Below are 16,832 nucleotides of genomic sequence, written 5' to 3'. Positions count from 1 at the left end.
AAAGCAGAAGGGAAGAGGGTTTTAGGTAACTTTACTTTTCGTTATTTGCACCGTTCTACTTAAATATTAAAAATAGTCACGCAGGGGGAAACCCGGTTTCTCATCAAAAAGTTAGATGATGCTCAATACTTAAACTCAAGAAACCGGGTTTCTTTGGTCTTAAGGTTTACTTTATACATAACCTCTAAGAACAAATCACCTATTTACCAATCAAAAGGTAAACCAACACTTTCTAAAGTTTCTGCGTCTTTTAAAAGTGATTGCATTTCGCCATCAATCACAATTTTTCCCTCTGATAAAACTAATGCTCTTTGTGTCACCTTTCCCAACCAATGTAAGTCATGGGAAGCAATGAGTATGACTTTCCCTTGCCAATTTAATAATACCTGTGCAAGTTTCCGTCGCCAACCAGGGTCTAGTCCTGTTGTGGGTTCGTCGAGGATGAGTATATCGGGTTCAAGGGCAAGGATTGTAGCGAGGGCTGCGAGTCGGCGCTGCCCACCCGATAATTCATGTGCGGAACGATGGGCAAAAGCTTCTAAACCAAATTCAGCTAATAATTCCCGTGCTTTGTCTATTGCGACTGCTTTGGGTACTCCATAATTTCGAGGTCCAAAGGTAATATCCTCTAAAATAGTGGGCATAAATAATTGGTCGTTGACATCTTGAAAGCCAAAGCCAATAAAACGCCGAATTTGGGCTAAATTTTGCGGCTTCACATGTATATTATTTATCACTATTTTCCCAGCTTGTGGTTCTTTTATGCCAATAATATTTTCGAGCAACGTACTTTTCCCAGAACCCGTTGCACCCATGAGAGCCACGCGATCGCCGGCGATTAAATCAAACGTAATTTCACGTAATACTGACTGATTTTTGGTGTATGCATATACTAAGTCTTGAACTAATAAGACTGATTGTGACATTGTGATTGGGGAAAAGGAAAAGGTAATGTTAGTAACTCCTAATTCAGCAATTTTTAAATCCAAGAAGCAACTGTTAAACTCACTGCTAACCCGATGATTGCAGCAGTTAGGAACATTTCTTGAGGTCGTAGTTCCATATCTACGGGCATTTCTCCAGTGTAACCGCGTACAATCATGGCAGCATATACTCGTTCGGCGCGTTCTAAACTACGAATGTACAATGCTCCAATCATTGATGCGCTGACATAGCGAAACCAGTTAACAGTGCCGTTGAGTCCTCGTAATTGGGCACTGCGTTGCATTCTTTGGACTTCGTCGAGCAAAATTTCTAGATATTGTCCGGCTAACAATAGGTTTTGTTTAAATGCATTGGGGAGAGGCAAAGATTTGAGGGCGATACCAAAACTATGGGGTGGCAAAGTTAACAAAAAACTATTCATTGTTAACAAGCAAACTAAAGAACGTACCAACAAAAAGCTGGCGCGTTCCCAGCCTAGAGGTAGTGCCACAAAGGATAAAAATAGCAATTCTGTACCAATTAAAGCTGCCAACTTGGAAATTTTGACATGCAAAAAAATTGCCCAAAAAATTGCGATCGCGCCATATACACTCAGAATATGCCAAGAATTTTGCTTGAGAAACGCACATCCAATAACTATTACTAGAGAAATATGTAAGCGCAAATTTAAGTTAGGCATGAGGAAGTGCTGAGTGTTGGGTGCTAAATGTTGGAGTCAGTTAGGAATTATGAACTTCTCTTTTTACTTTCATGATGTTGGCTAGTCCAAATGCAATTCCAAAACAAATTAAGGAACCCAAAAGTCCGGCAATACTTGTGCCGATTTTGCCTAATCCCGATACTTGATAGTCTGCGAATGGTGTCGGTATGGAAACCCTGACATTGTCTGCTAGTTGCTCAAATCCGGTTTCCTGTGCCACCCAATCCAAGCCATCGGGGAATGAGGATGCAAATAGCGAAAACACTCCTGATACCAGTAATACACTGACTACAGGCACTAACCAGCCTTTAAATTCGCCCTGCTCTCCTGGTAGTAAATCGGGTCTGGCATTGGCAAGATAAGTGAGGACTCCACCTGTGATTAATCCTTCACCAACTCCAATCAAAATATGAATCCCTGCCATTGCTGGTAAGACGATATTCAGTGGTGAAGTTCCAGATAGTGCTAATTCTATGGCGGCAAAAATCGCTGCAACGACAACGCTGATACCCGCAGCAATCCCAGCCGCTAAAGGTAAACGATTTTTTGCACCACCAAATAGCCTCTGCAATGTCTGAGTCAGTATCCAACCAACCCAAACCCCAACTAATCCCATATTCAAAATATTTGCCCCTAAGGCTGTAATTCCTCCATCTGCAAATAGCACGGCTTGAATAATTAACACAGTTGCAATACACAACATTCCCGCCCAAGGGCTTCCTAAAATAATTGCAGCTAGAGTTCCTCCTAATAAATGTCCACTCGTTCCACCAGCGACGGGGAAATTAACCATTTGGGCGGCAAAAATGAACGCGGTTGTTAATCCTAAAATTGGAGCGCGACGAATGCCAAAAGCTTCTTGAGAGCGTCCCAGCGCTATGCCCAATGCAGCTACACTCGTTACTCCAGCGATCGCAGCTACCGATGGTGATACAAAGCCATCAGGGATATGCATAATTTTTATCCACTTATCATTTTACTTTATACTCAATATCACGAAGTTATTGGTATCTCCAATTAAGAAAAACAAAAATTATCGATTATTTGCAATCCCCGTATGGGGTATTTTTAATATTTCTCCAGGTGAATTGACAATAAGATTATTAGCAGATTTATATCTTTTATTTTATAAGTGTAAACTTTCGTTGGGTACTATCTTAAAATTTTCTTAAATTGAAGATACGCTTCTGCAAACGCTCTAAAAAAATTTGTTCTTCTTGACTGACTTCAGTCGCATATATTTCATGAATTAAGGGGACATCGAGTTGTAATTCCGCTAATAACTCACGCTGATTAAATATATCCTCTGGAGTCCCTTCAATGATTAATTTACCTTCATCCATGACAAAAACCCAATCAGCCCAACGATATACTAAATCGAAATCGTGGGTAGCCATTAAGATTGTTTTCCCAGAACTGTGAATATTAATGAGGGTTTTGATTAAATTACGGGTATGTAAGCGATCTAAATAAGCAGTGGGTTCATCTAATAAAATTAATTCTGGTTCTAACACCATTACATCAGCAATGGAAACTCGCTTTTTTTGACCTAAACTCAAATGATGAATGGGTTTTTGGGCAAGTTCAGTCAACCCAAATTCTACCAAAATATCTGTGACTCGCTGGGCAATTTCCAGATGAGGTAATCCTAAATTACATAAACCATAGGATATATCTTCTTCAACTGTAGCAGCAACAAGTTGCTGTTCAGGGTCTTGAAAAACTAGCCCTACTTGTTGGCGCAATCTTTGCAGAGAAGGAGAGTCATATTTTACAGACTTGCCCCGCCATAATATGTCACCTTGTTGCGGTTTATAGAGGGCATTTGATAACAAAAAGAATGTTGTTTTTCCACAACCATTTTGACCAATTAAAGCTGATTTTTTGTGCTTAGGAATTCTTAAATTTAGACCATTTAACGCTGCTTTCTTAGCGCCAACATAAGTATAATAAACATCTTCAAATTCTAGTAAATATTCTTCCATTCTCAAACAAGTCTAATATAATTAGGAAAATACAACCGATAGTTGCTTCAATTAAATAACGATAAGATTGGCGATAGGAATAAGAATGCCAAACCTGTAGTTCTCCAGTAAAACCTCGCGATCGCAAACTCAATAATACTTGATGATAATTATCAAAAGTGCGTTTGAGTAGTTGTCCAATTAATAGCGCTAAACTGTTCATACTTGTCCTAAAATTACTGTATCCACCCCGCACTGTTTGAGCAATCCAGATTTCATTTGCCGTATTTAGTAACACAAAGGTAAAGCGATACATTAATAATAAAATTTCTGTGATTAATAACGGACAACCAATGCGTCTGAGGGTTTGTAAAATTTCGCTAAATGGGACTGTCAGCATGAGGAAATATAAACATGACAGCGATGCTAAAGCCCTTGTAAAAATGCTAGCAGCTTGGAAGATGCCATGATGACTGAGATATAGATAGTATGAGCCAATATTCAAACCTGCGATCGCATCTTTTTGGATTAAATTATAGCTAATTAATTCTGTGATATTAATCACCAAAGCTGGTAAACTAGTTAACCAGAAAAAAATAGCGGCGTAAACTAATTTAAAATATGTTCTGACTGGAATTCCTGCGTAAATCACAGTCCAGATACTCATCCAAATGGCAATTAAAATTTGTACCAAAGGATGAGCAATAGCAGAGAGAATAAATAGTATACTAGCAAAAGAAAGCTTTTGTCCTGGTGGTAGCGATCGCAAACGATTTGTATAGGCTAATGAGTCAATTTGTACTTTCATTACGATTGATTTATTCTAATTCCTGACTCCTAACTTCTAAATCCTGTTTGATTTTACTTTCGTTACGCCCTTTATAAAGTCCAATGACATAGCCAATCACACCTGCACCCATCGCTGCTTGTACTGCAAATAATAAACTTTGAACTTCTGAACTTTCGATTTCAATAATGGGATTGAACCACGGCTTATATTGGGGATGGATTTCTTGAATTGCCTCTTGGGCTTTGCCATCAGCGCCACCAAATTCTGCATTTTTTAAGAGAATCAATGGAGCTACAGCTAATGCAACTACAGCAAGCACTAATAACCAATTATTGGATTTATTTTTCGCTTGATTCATGTGGATGTCCTTATTCTGATTCACAACAAAACTTTTGATTACAAGGCAGTAAAAAATTACCAGTTTCCACCTGAATAGTGGTGTGTTCGATGCCAAACTTATCGTGTAATTCCATACTAATACGCGCTAAAAAGGCATCACCTGGATTTCCCGCCAGCATGACTAAATGTGCCGTTAAAGCTGTTTCAGTTGTACTCATTGCCCAAACATGCAAATCATGCAACGCAACCACACCTGGTAACTCTGTCAAATAAATACGCACTGCGGGTAAATCTATCCCTCTGGGCACAGCATCCAGAACTAAATCGATAGACTCGCGCAATAGATTCCAAGTGCCAAGACCAATAACACAGATTATGATTAGACTAATTACTGGGTCAAACCACAGCCACCCAGTCAGGGAAATCGCAATACCAGCGAGAACCACACCTGCTGATACTAAAGCATCAGCCAGCATGTGCAAAAATGCGCCTTTAATATTTAAATCGTGCTGACTTCCCGACGCAAATAACCAAGCAGTCAAGCCATTAACAACAATTCCGATTAAAGCAACAACAATAATTGTCGTCCCTGGTACAGATACAGGTGTGTGGATACGTTCAACAGCTTCTAATGCGATCGCACCTAATACTAGAAATAGAATACAAGCATTGAGTAATACTGCCAAGATCGACGAGCGTCGTAAACCATAAGTATATCGTTTTCCCGGACGACGACGTGCTAACCAAGTCGCACCCCATGCCAAAACTAGTCCAAATACATCACTCAGATTATGACTAGCATCCGCCAGCAAAGCTACGGAATTTGTCAAAAACCCAAATATCGCTTCTACACAAACAAACCCCACATTCATCCCAATCCCAAGTAAAAAAGCCCGGTTATAAGTAGGTGTATGGTGATGGTGAATTGACATATAGTAATTGCCGAAATAGTATTTTTGACTTTTGTTTTAAGTTAACAAAATTACCCAAAACATGTTGCCAGATAAACCCAGTTTATTTATATTTTTCCCCCATCTCCCAATCTCCCCATCTCCCCGTCTCCCCATCTCCGCGTCTCCCAATCCCCGCGTCTCCCCATCCCATCCCCCCATCTCCTATCTTTCCTGTTTAATTAACTGCAAAGCTTCTAGTTCCTGACTACCGTAATTAGATAGCCAATTCCACACCAGTACCGTCAATAAACCTTCACTAATTGCTAATGGTACTTGAGTCAGGGCAAAAATACTGGCAAATTTCCCGAAAGAAGCCATCACACCGCCCGTTGCTGCTGGAAAAGCTAAAGCTAATTGCACCGAAGTCACTACATAAGTCGTTAAATCGGCAATACTGGCAGCTAAAAATATCGCTAATCTTTGTTTACCAGTTTGTATAATTAAACGGTATAACCAATATGCTACAATTGGTCCTACGATTGCCATTGAAAATGCATTTGCACCCAGGGTAGTTAAACCACCGTGCGCCAGCAACAAAGCTTGAAATAGTAAAACTAAAGTTCCCAATACTGACATTGCCAAAGGTCCAAATAAGACTGCACCTAAGCCCGTACCCGTAGGATGGGAACAACTCCCTGTCACCGATGGAATTTTCAACGCCGACAAGACAAATGTAAATGCGCCCGCCAGCCCCAAAAGTAGCTTGAGTTCTGGATTTTCCGTCGTAATATAATGTAAACGCCGCAATCCCAAAGCAAAAAACGGCAAAGCAACTATCCACCAGAAAATAGCCCATTGTGGAGGTAGAAAACCTTCCATAATATGCATTGCATAGGCTGGTTGCGCTAAAGTGACGATGAAATAGCAACTGAGTATTCCTATTGCCAAAAACCAGCGATATTTATGTTGGATTTTATACTTGAGATGGAGAATAATTCTTGACATACTTTTTTGTTTAGCTGCAATAGTAATAGATGTTAGTTGATTTTTTACAGATGCGATCGCTCAAAATTTAGTATTAACCCTTCTCCTCGAAGTCATAGTCCCTTATATTCAACTAATTTTGGCTGACGTTTGAGTAAACGTGTGAGTAAAAATTGGATTTGTCCTTGTAATTGGGGAAACTTACAAAATACGCAGTGACATGAAAACAGCGTTGCATCTGCGAATGTCAAACCACTTCCCAAAGAATATGTATAGATTTTATAGCCCAACCAACTGTAAGCCATTGGTATTAACAGCAAGCTGAAACCAGAAGTGAGCCGCAACGTAGCAACAGTCAGCAGAAGTAAGCCCAAACTCCAAAACCAAATACTCAAAGATTCCTTCACCCAGTGACGTTCAGGAGTGTTACCATGTAGCCAAGCACCCTCAGCATAAGCATGTCCAGCACGCTGCGATCGCTTCCACCACTGCGATAAACGGGTCATTCTTGCATCATGCCATGTCATATCCCCATCAATACGCATAACTTTGCCGCCGATTTGGCGCAAACGCACGCATAATTCCGGCTCTTCCCCTGCTATCAAAGCTGGATTAAAGCCACCAACTTTTTTCAAGGCACTCACGCGCATCATGGAATCACCTCCGCAAGCTTTAGCTTCCCCCACTGGTGTGTTCCATTCGATATCGCACAAGCGGTTATAAATCGAATCGCTAGCAAATTCTTCTCTTCTGCGCCCGCAAACAACTACAACATCTGGATTTGCAATCAACTCACTCACTGCACTTTGTAGCCATCCTGTTGCCAGACGACAATCACCATCAATAAATTGAACCCATTCAAGATTGGGCGCAATAGTAAGTAAATAGTCAAAACCCGCATTTCTGGCACGAGCAGCAGTAAATGGGATGGTTAAATCGAGTTCAATGACATGTACACCCAAAGAACGGGCAAAAGCCACACTGTCATCCGTCGAGCCAGAATCAACATAAACAATAATTACACCTTCTGACTGCAATGATAAAAGACACTGACGGAGGCGATTTCCTTCATTCCGCCCAATGGCAACCACACCAACCATTTCTAATTTCGACATGACTTTCTCTGGAAGTACAAATCGGTTTTTTCCTTACTCTCAAACTCAAACTTCAACTTCAGTATTCGTGTAAAAATAAATTGAACAAGTAGTGTGGAGAGGAGTTTCCGGGGAGATATTCTTCATGGAAAACTCCGAGGAGTTTCCGGGGAGATATTCTTCACGGAAAACTCCGGAGCCGGAAAGCCCACCTTTGGGAAATAGCAAGCGAGACGCTTGCACTACTTATTTTTATATGATTCCTTACACAACCCGACAGGATTTTATATAAATGTTTTCCTGTTGTTTATAAACTTGATCAAGTAATTTTTTCACTACCCGCCATTGGAGTGGAGCATCATTTTTCATTGCACCCAGAGGTTTTAGCCAATCAGCAACATCCGGATGAGTTTTGTTCAAACAATCAATAAATACATCCCAAAACCAAGCCCACATTGCATCATGGTAATGAATAACCTTCGCCGCCCGCAAATTTTCCCCGCAATACCACTGAGCAAATGTTTTGCTACCAAAGCTGTAATTATGGGACTCATCCAAACCACGCCACCGTAATCCTCCACTTACCATTGCTAATCCTAGCGATACTTGGTCATTAAAAAACATTCCCGACACACGAGAAATTACCTGCGAATCAAACAAACACAAACAAGTATCCAAATATTGCCGTGCAAAATTAGTGCTACGGCGGTATGCAAAAATACCACTATTCCAATACAAGCGAATTCGATCGCGATCGCGTTCTGTTACAATCCAAGGTAAAGATTCAATTTCTAAACCCACAACTTGACAAATATTTTGCCAATAGGGTTCATTAATATCATCGACTCCAGTTGTACCAATATTTCGGTCAGAAGCACAAGCAACAAAATCCTCCCCATCACCCAATATCAACTGTTCCGGTTCGCCCACAAATAACAAATCACTATCAACCCAAACAATATATTCGCTGGAGAAATAATCCTCAGCCGCACAAATCGCATAGGGTTTATTCAAAAACTTAGCCCAACCATAGCGATCGCGAGTCTTTAAATGTATATAATCAACCTGTAAAGCCTCAAAAGCATTTAGTGTTTTCGATGCTAATGGCGGACCCATCCGTGGAGTCACAGCTAATATAGGCGCAGAGGCAAATTTTCCTCCCCAACGTCGCAAACTCTCAATCATACGTAATGTTTGTGATTCCAGCCATCCTGACTCGACACAACATACAAAAGCATATTGTTTTGCTTCAATCATCTGCAAATTACCTCTCTTAATCGTTACTTCTGACTATTAAATTTTGTATTCTATATATTTTTCTCTTCTTGCCAAAGTCCAAGCACTCACCAGATATAAAGTCCAATAAATATTAGTTTTGTACAGCAAAAAACTCTCAGTAAGATTATTCATCACCAAAAAAATTAAAAAAGCTAAATACCATAAATTCTCCGGTTCTTTTGTCCCATAAGCGAGTTTGAGAGCGCGAAAATAGGAGATTAAAAAACTAATGGCAAACAGTGAAATACCAACTAAACCCACATCCAGCGCCATATCAATAAAACCATTATGTCCATGAGGAGGAACAAAACCTTCGGTAAGAGCCAAACCAACGTCTTTTGCATACTGACTTCCTGGTGCCCAAAAAGCACTACGCCCAAAACCAAATAATGGTCTTTCCATTAATTTCGTTAATGCTGCACCCCACATTGGTGTTCGTCCAGTTAAAGTTGGATCTCGCCCTATCGCTGTCAATATTTCTGACCAACTACCAATAAAAATAGTGGCAGCAGCACCAAAAATCAGAATCAAAATATCAACATAAACAACAGTGACTTTTCCTTGCCAACGATATTTACTGTAGAAAAACAAAATTAGTAACAATACAATCGAAATGACTAGGGAAGTTTTGGATGTTGACTGCACAATTAATAATGTAGACAAAGCCAATCCAAACCATTTATAGCATTGATAAAATATGCTGTAATTCCTATTTTCATTTTTTGGCAAAAACAAAAATGTAAATGCACTAATTATCATCATACTGCCAAGGTTATTTTTATAGCCAAAAACCCCCTTCCAGGCTCCCGGATGGTCTTTTAAGTGAATACCAATTACTGGAACCACCAAAACAACAATCAAACTCATCACAGCACCAATAAAAAATGCTGCGGCAATTATTTGCACCTGTTCTTTAATCTCAAATCGCGAAGCAAAATACAATCCAAATACTGTCATTTGAATAATTTCGCGACTATCTTTCAAAGTAAGAATTGACACATCAGACCAAATAAAAGAACTGAGAATTAGAATTGTCAGTAGTAACAGATATTTGTCTGTCAGTGCCGTCTTAATTGTTTTTTTCCAGCGTAGAAGCAACAAAACCGTCGCAATTCCCCAAACAAAATATCTCAGTAAGGAAATAGGCGCTCCTTCCATAATTTGAGAAAATGCACCTGTAAAAAAGAGTAATCCAATTAGGGAAAATAGTTTTTCAAATATAACAATCACGGTTATAAATGTGAGTTAAATAAATAAACAAACAGTTAAATTGTTTAGAGGCAATTCATCAACTTATTCTATTTCCAAAAATATTGACTTGAGTGCAAAATACCAACTATGATTAATATCATATAATTGCTCTTGTAACGTAAAACAAGCCTGTCTTTTTTGTTCATAAAATTGATAGTTCTTGTATAAATTAAGTAAAGCATTGCCATATGCCATCACATCATCAGGAGGAACTTCAACAATCCCCTCTTGCAAGTAAAATACCGCCGGACAAACAGCAGAAGTAATCACCGGACGACCAGACAAAATACTTTCGGCAACAACTCGATTGAAACCTTCAACAAAATCACTTCTAGTTGGAACGATCACAACATGTGAATTGCTAAACATTGTTTTCATTTCCCCCTTTTTACAGTAGCCATGACAAAGAAAAATGTCCTCTACTCCTGACTCTTGAACTGCCAAACGTAACGCCTCTAAAGCCGAACCATCACCGCAAATATCAAAAACGATATCTTTTCTGCCTTCCGCCGCAAAACGCTTGGCAATTTCTAGCAAATCAAATACACCCTTGCTATACTCAATCCTACCAGCATACAAAACCCTAAATGGGATAGATGCATTGGGCTTGGTTGTAATATCGGCAAAATCGGCACGATTAAAACTCGGCAAAAACTCGAAAATTTTTACATGACGACCTTTTGTCAACTCCGATATCTGCTCGCTAATTTCATGAGAAACAACAGTAATAGCTTGAGAATGGCTCGAAAATAAATTTTGACTTAGCTTTAAGATGATTTTTTCACCAAAAGTCTGTTTCCCATACTTTCGCCACAGCGTACAATGCAACGACGGAATAACTTTCATTCCCAACCAGTGAAACAGCGACAACAAAAACCAGTAGGTTGTACCACTATCTACAATGACGACATTGGCTTGAAAGCGATAAGCTGAGACTAATAGATTTAGTCCAAACAAAATTTGCTGTAAGTGATAAAAAATACCTTGTGCATTGGGGAACAGAATTGGACGGTGTTCAATTATAAATTGTTCATCCCTAACAATTTGCTGTTCTTGAGCTTGAGCGATTACATAAGCTGTTGCATTTACTGTTTTACAAGCTTCGTAGAATTGACTAGAGTAGGTAATTGATACCTGTATAGAATTATTCTCACCTGCTAGCCAGCACTTATAAGACTCAATTACATTTTCTGGTCCAACAGCGTACAAAATCCGAAGTGGTTTAGGCATTTTACTTTTACACTTTTGCTCAACTTACTCTTTGTCAACTCCAACAATTAAACTAGAATTCCTCATTAATCACGTTCAGTACGAATCCAAGCTTTCTGAGGTTGAATTAGGAATTTGCAGTATAAGGGAATCTTCCAGAGAATATAAATTGGCACAGCTAAGAGTTCTCGCAGTGGTAAGTCGGAACTGGCAAATTTTGTCCAAGAGATAAGAATAGCAGTCAAAATGAGGAAGCCAGTAACACCTGTAACTCCTAAGGGTATCCACATAGATGAAGCAGCGAAAAAGAGTAGTGTAATGAACATCATTGACATCCACATGACAACCAAGAGCGATAGTGGTGGAATACACAAATCCAAGGCACTGAGAAATAGTTCAGAACGCCTTTGCTTTAACCCTGCCAGGAATAATTTCGGGACGTAGGTAAGTATAGTTTGCAGATGACCATGTTCCCATCGCGTGCGTTGACTTTTAGCTGCTTCGGTATTTTGGGGTAGATTGCCAATAACACGCGCATGAGGACAAAAAATCGGCGGATAACCGACAATACTCAAATCTAATCCCAGTTTCATATCTTCAACAATATCCGCACTAGCAGTATTAATCGAACTTATTACCGACCAAGGGAATGCCATCCCAGTGCCAGCCAACAGACAAGGTAAACCCAAACGTGTCATTCCTTGGGAACGAACGAGGTTTTTGACTTTGAAAGCAAATGCAGAAATAGAGTCTTTGGGACTATGTTGGCTGGGTTTTGTCATCAAGTAGTTTGCTTGGACTGGTTTTCCAGTAGTCATCGCCATTTCACTGAGGATTGCGATCGCATCTTTGTCTACTTGGCAATCGGCATCAATAAATACAACTACATCGGGTGCTGAATTTGCCAGATATTGCAATCCGTAATCGAGTGCATATCCTTTCCCCAAATGCAGAGAATCTTTTCTTTCAAGCACTATAGCTCCAGTATTCCGAGCAATTGTTGCAGTGCGATCGCGACAATTATCGGCAATCACCACAAGCTCATCCTGTGGTTTTAACGTAATTTTCAGGTTAGATAAGGTATTAGTAATGACAGTCTCTTCATTGTGGGCGGGAACTAGAATCGCAACTTTTAGATTGGGTAAACTGCTCTGATGATTACCTGTTTGTTTGACAACAGGAAAAATTGCCGCAATACACTCAACCAGCAATAGCAAACCCAAGATAAATAGCCCAGATGCCCCGATTGAAAGAAATATCTCAATAGATAGATGCACTAACTGAATAATAGACATGTATGCAATCCCATTTTTTGACTTGGTATGAAATCGATATTAAGTAGGATTCTCGATAAATCACCAAGCCGATGTTTTCTATGCTGAGTTCCGACAACGGAGCTTTCTCAAATAGATTTACTGTGATTTTTCAATAATTTTGGCAGGAATTCCCACTGCCGTTGCTCCTGGGGGAACATGATTCAAAACAACGGCATTTGCACCAATGTTGGCATTATCACCGATTGTCACATCTCCAAAAATTTTTGCCCCCGCACCCACATTGACACGTTTGCCAAGTTTGGGGGCTTCTAGAGGTTTCTCCAAATAGCGATTTCCTAAAGTAACACCCTGACGAATAATACATTCATCGCCAATTGTACTGTAGCCATGAATAACTATCGCTCCTTGATGCTCGATAACTACACGTCGCCCCAATTTCACTGTGAACGGTAGTTCAATTCCATAGCCATTCCGAATTTTGCGATACAACATTCGATATAAAATACTCAGAGGAGAGCGTAAGAGTTTCGGTTGTACCTGCATTCGCCAAACTCCAAAGCGATACACTGCAACGGCTCGGAATCCTGGTTTTGTCCAATCACATCCATGAGCAATCCAATCTTCTTTGATTTGCTGCCAAAGAGTTAATTGAGTGGCTTCTGCTGTATCATTCGGATTCGTAAGCGATTCTGCCGGAACATCCATACATTCTATTACCTTTGTTACCTCTACTCTGACAATCTCAACTCAGAACTACTTGCGACTCGCTGTAGTATTTTGGGCTACTAGTTGCTCACTGGTAACTTCAGTTCGATTACTGTTGTAATAGAAGTAATTATCTGGTTCATACTTGACATTTACACCATTGGCAATGATTCCCAACACATTTGCTTCAGAACGTAGTAATAAAGACTTAGCAGCTAAAGCACTAGCTGTATCTCCGACACCAGGACGGACTACAACTAAAACACCATCCACCATCTTTCCTAAAACTGCCGCATCAGCAGTTCCCGCTAGGGGAGGAGTATCAAAGATGATATAGTCATAGCTTTCCGATAAGCTGTGAATCAAGGCATTCATACTTTCAGAACCAATTAGAACTAATGGATTCGGAGGAATAACTCCGGCTGTCAATACTGATAGATTTCGTGTCACCGATTGAATACAACGGCGAATCTGATTTTGACCAACGATCGCATTACTCAAGCCTGTCAAATTCATTACTCCCCACAGATGATGTTGCGAAGGATTACGCATATCTGCATCGATAATTAATACCCTTTTGCCAGTCTGGGCAATGACAGCCGCTAAATTTGCCGATACTTCAGATTTGCCTTCTCCTGCAACCGAACTGGTGACAACAAGTGTACGCACTCGCTTGTGACTAATAAAGTTGAGGTTTGCCTCCAGCATTTGATAAGCTTCATGGATAACCGATCGCGGTAAAGTACCAACAATCACTCTTGGGGATGCTCCTTCGATGGACATTTGCTCGATGGCTGCATTGTTGGTGCTAAATTTGGGGATTAAACCCAGGAGGGTGTAACCAAATATATTTTGGGCTTCTTTGGTGGTTTTGATTGAGCGATCGATAATATCAATTAGGAATGCTGCGGCAATACCCAGCATCAAGCCAACAAATATGCCTCCTGCGGCTAAATACAGGGTGAGTTTGGAGCTAACTGGCTGGTTGGGAACAACAGCCTCTTGAACAATACGGGCACTCCCAACGTTTTGATTTTCGGCAACACGAACCTCTTGAAGACGGGTAAGCAGGTTTTTGTAGCTTTCTTGAGCTACTCCTAGTCGTCGTTCTAAGTCACCTTGCTTTTTCTCTAAATTGGGCAAAACATTGGCACGTCTTTTGTATAGTTGGTGCAGATTTGCCAAGGTTTGGACTTTGTTTGCCAAGCCCAAGCGCTGTGCTTGGAGGCGAACGGATTCGCCTACTAGTTGTTCCTTGAGTCCCCCTAGTTGCAGACTATTGGGGGAAATTTCCACATTTGCACCAGCTGATTCACTGACTCGCTGTTGGAGTAGGGAAGCAAGTGCTTTTTCCTGTTCTTCGAGGTTGATAACTGAGGGGTGAGTGCTGTTATAGCGACTTTTTTCAGTGGCTAATTTTGTTTGTACCTTTTGTAATTCGCCTAAAACTTCCTGTACTCCCGGAATCAAGCTCAATGAGGCGACATCAACTGCTTTTTCGCTGGGAATTTTTACTTGAGAACGCAATTCTTGGTGTTGGGAAGTCACTTCCGCAAGCTGTGCTTGGGCTTCGTTTAATTGTTTGTCGAGTTCAGCAATTGTCTTAACTGTTTCGTTCGATTCTTCCTGTAAATTAATTACCTGGTTTTGTTCTTTAAAACGTCTCAAATCTTCAGTCGTTTTATCCAATTCACCTTTGGCACGTGGTAATTGGGCTTCAATAAATTTACGCGCCGCTAATGCTTCAGAACGATTATTTTTGATATTGTTATCGACATACGATCGCATCAACTGATTGACAATGGCTGCGGCTTCTTTGGGTTTGTCGGAAATGAACGAAACATTAAGTACGTCAGTGCCAGCGACAGGTTCTACTTTAATAATCAGGGATTTCGGGTCTACCAACTTTCCTGTATCATCCCGCAAGTTGAGTTTTTCAATGACAGCTTGCAAAATTGGACGCGATTGCAAAATTACCGCCTGAGTCGAAAGTGGATTTGCTTCCCGCCTAATACTCTCCAAATCCCGAAATTTGCCATCAACACCTGTGAGGGAATTAGTTCGATTTGCTTGAAACAGTATTTTTCCTTCCGCCTCATAGGTGGCTCGTTGTAATGAGATGGCAAAAGCAGATAGGGCAACTGATGTCAAGAAAATTCCTAACGCGATCGGCCAACGTCGTTTGAGGACTAACCAATAGTTTTGCAAATCTAAATCGTCGGGATGACTGTGAGTTTCCATACTTTTTATTTGTTCACAAAATAATTGTGTGATTTCGGCGAGATAATTGCAAGATGAGTGGGTATGTCTCAAAATTCTTAATTTTGTAGAGGGGCAAGATGCCACCTCTATTATCATCAAGGAAACAAAAAGAGACTCCCACTACCTGATATTTTTGATAATTGAGACGCTTTTGTGATTAGTCGCTAAATTGATACTGCTGCTATCCTTTTTTTGATCATTAATACCAAATTTCTCGCTATTTTTTAATTCAATTGCCGACCAAGGATTTCGATATAATTGCAATCGCTGTTGTAAAATCAACCACAAAAAAGGTACAGCACTCAGTATGTAACGCCTCCACAAACGTTTAGGTTCATTAACAAGCCGATACAACCACTCCAAACCAATTTCACTCATCCATTTTGGCGAACGTTGGATATTACCAGCCTCAAAATCTATAGTGGCTCCAATAGCTAAAAATACTTTAATATGCTTTAGTTGTTGGCGATACTTAGCAATCCAGATTTCCTGTTTGGGTGCGCCAACTCCAATTGCCAAAACAGTTGCTTGAGAACGATTAATTAATTCAACTATTTTCTGACATTCTTGTTCGTTTTTTTCAAAGCCAAAGGAAGGAGAATGAGCCGCAACAACTATATTTCTGCCAACTTTTGCGTTCACATTCTTTTGCGCTTGCTTGACAACTTGGGTTTCTGAGCCGAGCAAAAATATTTTGATATTTTGGTCATACTGATAATAATGGTAAAAAGCAGGAAATAAATCCGAACCAGATATTTTCTCTTTTATTGGTGTTCCTAATAAATTTGAGACATACATCAAAATTTTACTATCACAAACTCGATAGTCTGCCTCTTGATAAACACTATAAAATTTGCGATCGCGTTGTAACTTCATGACATGATCCACATTTGGAGTAAACACAACTCCACCACTCCGCAGACTTTCTAGAAGTTCCAACATTGTGATGCTATGGATAGCCACATTTAGTAAGTTTATTTGCCTCATTACCACTATGAAAACCAGCGATATTTAACAAGAAGGATGTAACTGTGATTAGCCAATTTACAATTAGGAAAATACTTAAGCTGGAAAATTAGCAGCAAAACCTAAACCAACTAAATACCACTCAGTTATCTGAGAAAATCGACAATATACATAT

The 16,832-nt window shown here is 40.0% G+C and carries 18 protein-coding genes; all 18 read right to left on the bottom strand.

All coding sequences use genetic code 11. The features are described 5' to 3' along the window. Window positions 1-203 precede the first annotated feature (203 nt). A complete protein-coding gene (locus VB733_RS23025) occupies window positions 204-926 on the bottom strand; it encodes an energy-coupling factor ABC transporter ATP-binding protein (RefSeq protein ID WP_323342384.1) in 723 nt (240 codons plus the stop codon). A gap of 53 nt (window positions 927-979) precedes the next feature. Beyond that, window positions 980-1,624: an energy-coupling factor transporter transmembrane component T gene (locus VB733_RS23020; protein ID WP_323342383.1), complete on the bottom strand. Its 645-nt coding sequence runs from the start codon at window positions 1,622-1,624 to the stop codon at window positions 980-982. A 40-nt stretch (window positions 1,625-1,664) separates the two neighbouring features. After that, window positions 1,665-2,600, bottom strand: coding sequence for an energy-coupling factor ABC transporter permease (locus VB733_RS23015; RefSeq protein ID WP_323342382.1), 936 nt, complete (start codon window positions 2,598-2,600; stop codon window positions 1,665-1,667). 202 nt (window positions 2,601-2,802) lie between these two features. Next, a complete protein-coding gene (locus VB733_RS23010; protein WP_323342381.1) occupies window positions 2,803-3,630 on the bottom strand; it encodes an ABC transporter ATP-binding protein in 828 nt (275 codons plus the stop codon). Further along, window positions 3,605-4,417 carry a cobalt ECF transporter T component CbiQ gene (gene cbiQ / locus VB733_RS23005; RefSeq protein ID WP_323342380.1) on the bottom strand — a complete coding sequence of 271 codons (813 nt, stop codon included), beginning with the start codon at window positions 4,415-4,417 and terminating at the stop codon, window positions 3,605-3,607. The genes VB733_RS23010 and cbiQ overlap by 26 nt, the downstream gene beginning before the upstream one ends. A 10-nt stretch (window positions 4,418-4,427) precedes the next feature. Further along, complete coding sequence (locus VB733_RS23000) at window positions 4,428-4,757, bottom strand: energy-coupling factor ABC transporter substrate-binding protein (protein ID WP_323342379.1); 330 nt, start codon at window positions 4,755-4,757, stop codon at window positions 4,428-4,430. A 10-nt stretch (window positions 4,758-4,767) separates the two neighbouring features. Next, on the bottom strand, window positions 4,768-5,670 hold the full coding sequence (locus VB733_RS22995) for a cation diffusion facilitator family transporter (protein ID WP_323342378.1): 903 nt from the start codon (window positions 5,668-5,670) through the stop codon (window positions 4,768-4,770). 36 nt (window positions 5,671-5,706) lie between these two features. Continuing rightward, window positions 5,707-5,850 (bottom strand): hypothetical protein, encoded by a 144-nt coding sequence (locus VB733_RS22990; protein WP_323342377.1) that lies wholly within the window; start codon window positions 5,848-5,850, stop codon window positions 5,707-5,709. Between the two features lie 3 nt (window positions 5,851-5,853). Beyond that, window positions 5,854-6,636, bottom strand: a complete 783-nt coding sequence (locus tag VB733_RS22985; protein WP_323342376.1) for an energy-coupling factor ABC transporter permease — start codon at window positions 6,634-6,636, stop codon at window positions 5,854-5,856. Window positions 6,637-6,728: 92 nt separating this feature from the next. Further along, window positions 6,729-7,730: a glycosyltransferase family 2 protein gene (locus tag VB733_RS22980; RefSeq protein ID WP_323342375.1), complete on the bottom strand. Its 1,002-nt coding sequence runs from the start codon at window positions 7,728-7,730 to the stop codon at window positions 6,729-6,731. 45 nt (window positions 7,731-7,775) lie between these two features. After that, window positions 7,776-7,952: a hypothetical protein gene (locus tag VB733_RS22975; protein ID WP_323342374.1), complete on the bottom strand. Its 177-nt coding sequence runs from the start codon at window positions 7,950-7,952 to the stop codon at window positions 7,776-7,778. 21 nt (window positions 7,953-7,973) lie between these two features. Continuing rightward, window positions 7,974-8,966, bottom strand: coding sequence for a hypothetical protein (locus VB733_RS22970; protein ID WP_323342373.1), 993 nt, complete (start codon window positions 8,964-8,966; stop codon window positions 7,974-7,976). Between the two features lie 36 nt (window positions 8,967-9,002). Beyond that, entirely contained in the window at window positions 9,003-10,217 is a 1,215-nt protein-coding gene (locus VB733_RS22965; RefSeq protein ID WP_323342372.1) for an O-antigen ligase family protein, read from the bottom strand. A 63-nt stretch (window positions 10,218-10,280) separates the two neighbouring features. Further along, on the bottom strand, window positions 10,281-11,468 hold the full coding sequence (locus tag VB733_RS22960) for a glycosyltransferase family 4 protein (protein WP_323342371.1): 1,188 nt from the start codon (window positions 11,466-11,468) through the stop codon (window positions 10,281-10,283). Between the two features lie 65 nt (window positions 11,469-11,533). Further along, window positions 11,534-12,742 (bottom strand): glycosyltransferase family 2 protein, encoded by a 1,209-nt coding sequence (locus VB733_RS22955; protein WP_323342370.1) that lies wholly within the window; start codon window positions 12,740-12,742, stop codon window positions 11,534-11,536. A gap of 117 nt (window positions 12,743-12,859) precedes the next feature. Next, window positions 12,860-13,429, bottom strand: coding sequence for a serine O-acetyltransferase (locus tag VB733_RS22950; protein ID WP_323342369.1), 570 nt, complete (start codon window positions 13,427-13,429; stop codon window positions 12,860-12,862). Window positions 13,430-13,477: 48 nt separating this feature from the next. Further along, complete coding sequence (locus VB733_RS22945; protein WP_323342368.1) at window positions 13,478-15,670, bottom strand: GumC family protein; 2,193 nt, start codon at window positions 15,668-15,670, stop codon at window positions 13,478-13,480. Between the two features lie 141 nt (window positions 15,671-15,811). Next, window positions 15,812-16,678, bottom strand: coding sequence for a WecB/TagA/CpsF family glycosyltransferase (locus VB733_RS22940; protein ID WP_323342367.1), 867 nt, complete (start codon window positions 16,676-16,678; stop codon window positions 15,812-15,814). Window positions 16,679-16,832 lie beyond the last annotated feature (154 nt).

The organism is Calothrix sp. UHCC 0171 (genome assembly GCF_034931845.1).
Lineage (GTDB): Bacteria > Cyanobacteriota > Cyanobacteriia > Cyanobacteriales > Nostocaceae > Brunnivagina.
This window is presented reverse-complemented; position numbering and strand designations above follow the sequence as displayed.

Coding starts and splice junctions, on each gene's coding strand:
- VB733_RS23025 (WP_323342384.1), bottom strand. CDS start 926: ATGTCACAATCAGTCTTATTAGTTCAAGACTTAGTATATGCATACACC.
- VB733_RS23020 (WP_323342383.1), bottom strand. CDS start 1,624: ATGCCTAACTTAAATTTGCGCTTACATATTTCTCTAGTAATAGTTATT.
- VB733_RS23015 (WP_323342382.1), bottom strand. CDS start 2,600: ATGCATATCCCTGATGGCTTTGTATCACCATCGGTAGCTGCGATCGCT.
- VB733_RS23010 (WP_323342381.1), bottom strand. CDS start 3,630: ATGGAAGAATATTTACTAGAATTTGAAGATGTTTATTATACTTATGTT.
- cbiQ (WP_323342380.1), bottom strand. CDS start 4,417: ATGAAAGTACAAATTGACTCATTAGCCTATACAAATCGTTTGCGATCG.
- VB733_RS23000 (WP_323342379.1), bottom strand. CDS start 4,757: ATGAATCAAGCGAAAAATAAATCCAATAATTGGTTATTAGTGCTTGCT.
- VB733_RS22995 (WP_323342378.1), bottom strand. CDS start 5,670: ATGTCAATTCACCATCACCATACACCTACTTATAACCGGGCTTTTTTA.
- VB733_RS22990 (WP_323342377.1), bottom strand. CDS start 5,850: ATGGGGGGATGGGATGGGGAGACGCGGGGATTGGGAGACGCGGAGATG.
- VB733_RS22985 (WP_323342376.1), bottom strand. CDS start 6,636: ATGTCAAGAATTATTCTCCATCTCAAGTATAAAATCCAACATAAATAT.
- VB733_RS22980 (WP_323342375.1), bottom strand. CDS start 7,730: ATGTCGAAATTAGAAATGGTTGGTGTGGTTGCCATTGGGCGGAATGAA.
- VB733_RS22970 (WP_323342373.1), bottom strand. CDS start 8,966: ATGATTGAAGCAAAACAATATGCTTTTGTATGTTGTGTCGAGTCAGGA.
- VB733_RS22960 (WP_323342371.1), bottom strand. CDS start 11,468: ATGCCTAAACCACTTCGGATTTTGTACGCTGTTGGACCAGAAAATGTA.
- VB733_RS22955 (WP_323342370.1), bottom strand. CDS start 12,742: ATGTCTATTATTCAGTTAGTGCATCTATCTATTGAGATATTTCTTTCA.
- VB733_RS22950 (WP_323342369.1), bottom strand. CDS start 13,429: ATGGATGTTCCGGCAGAATCGCTTACGAATCCGAATGATACAGCAGAA.
- VB733_RS22945 (WP_323342368.1), bottom strand. CDS start 15,670: ATGGAAACTCACAGTCATCCCGACGATTTAGATTTGCAAAACTATTGG.
- VB733_RS22940 (WP_323342367.1), bottom strand. CDS start 16,678: ATGAGGCAAATAAACTTACTAAATGTGGCTATCCATAGCATCACAATG.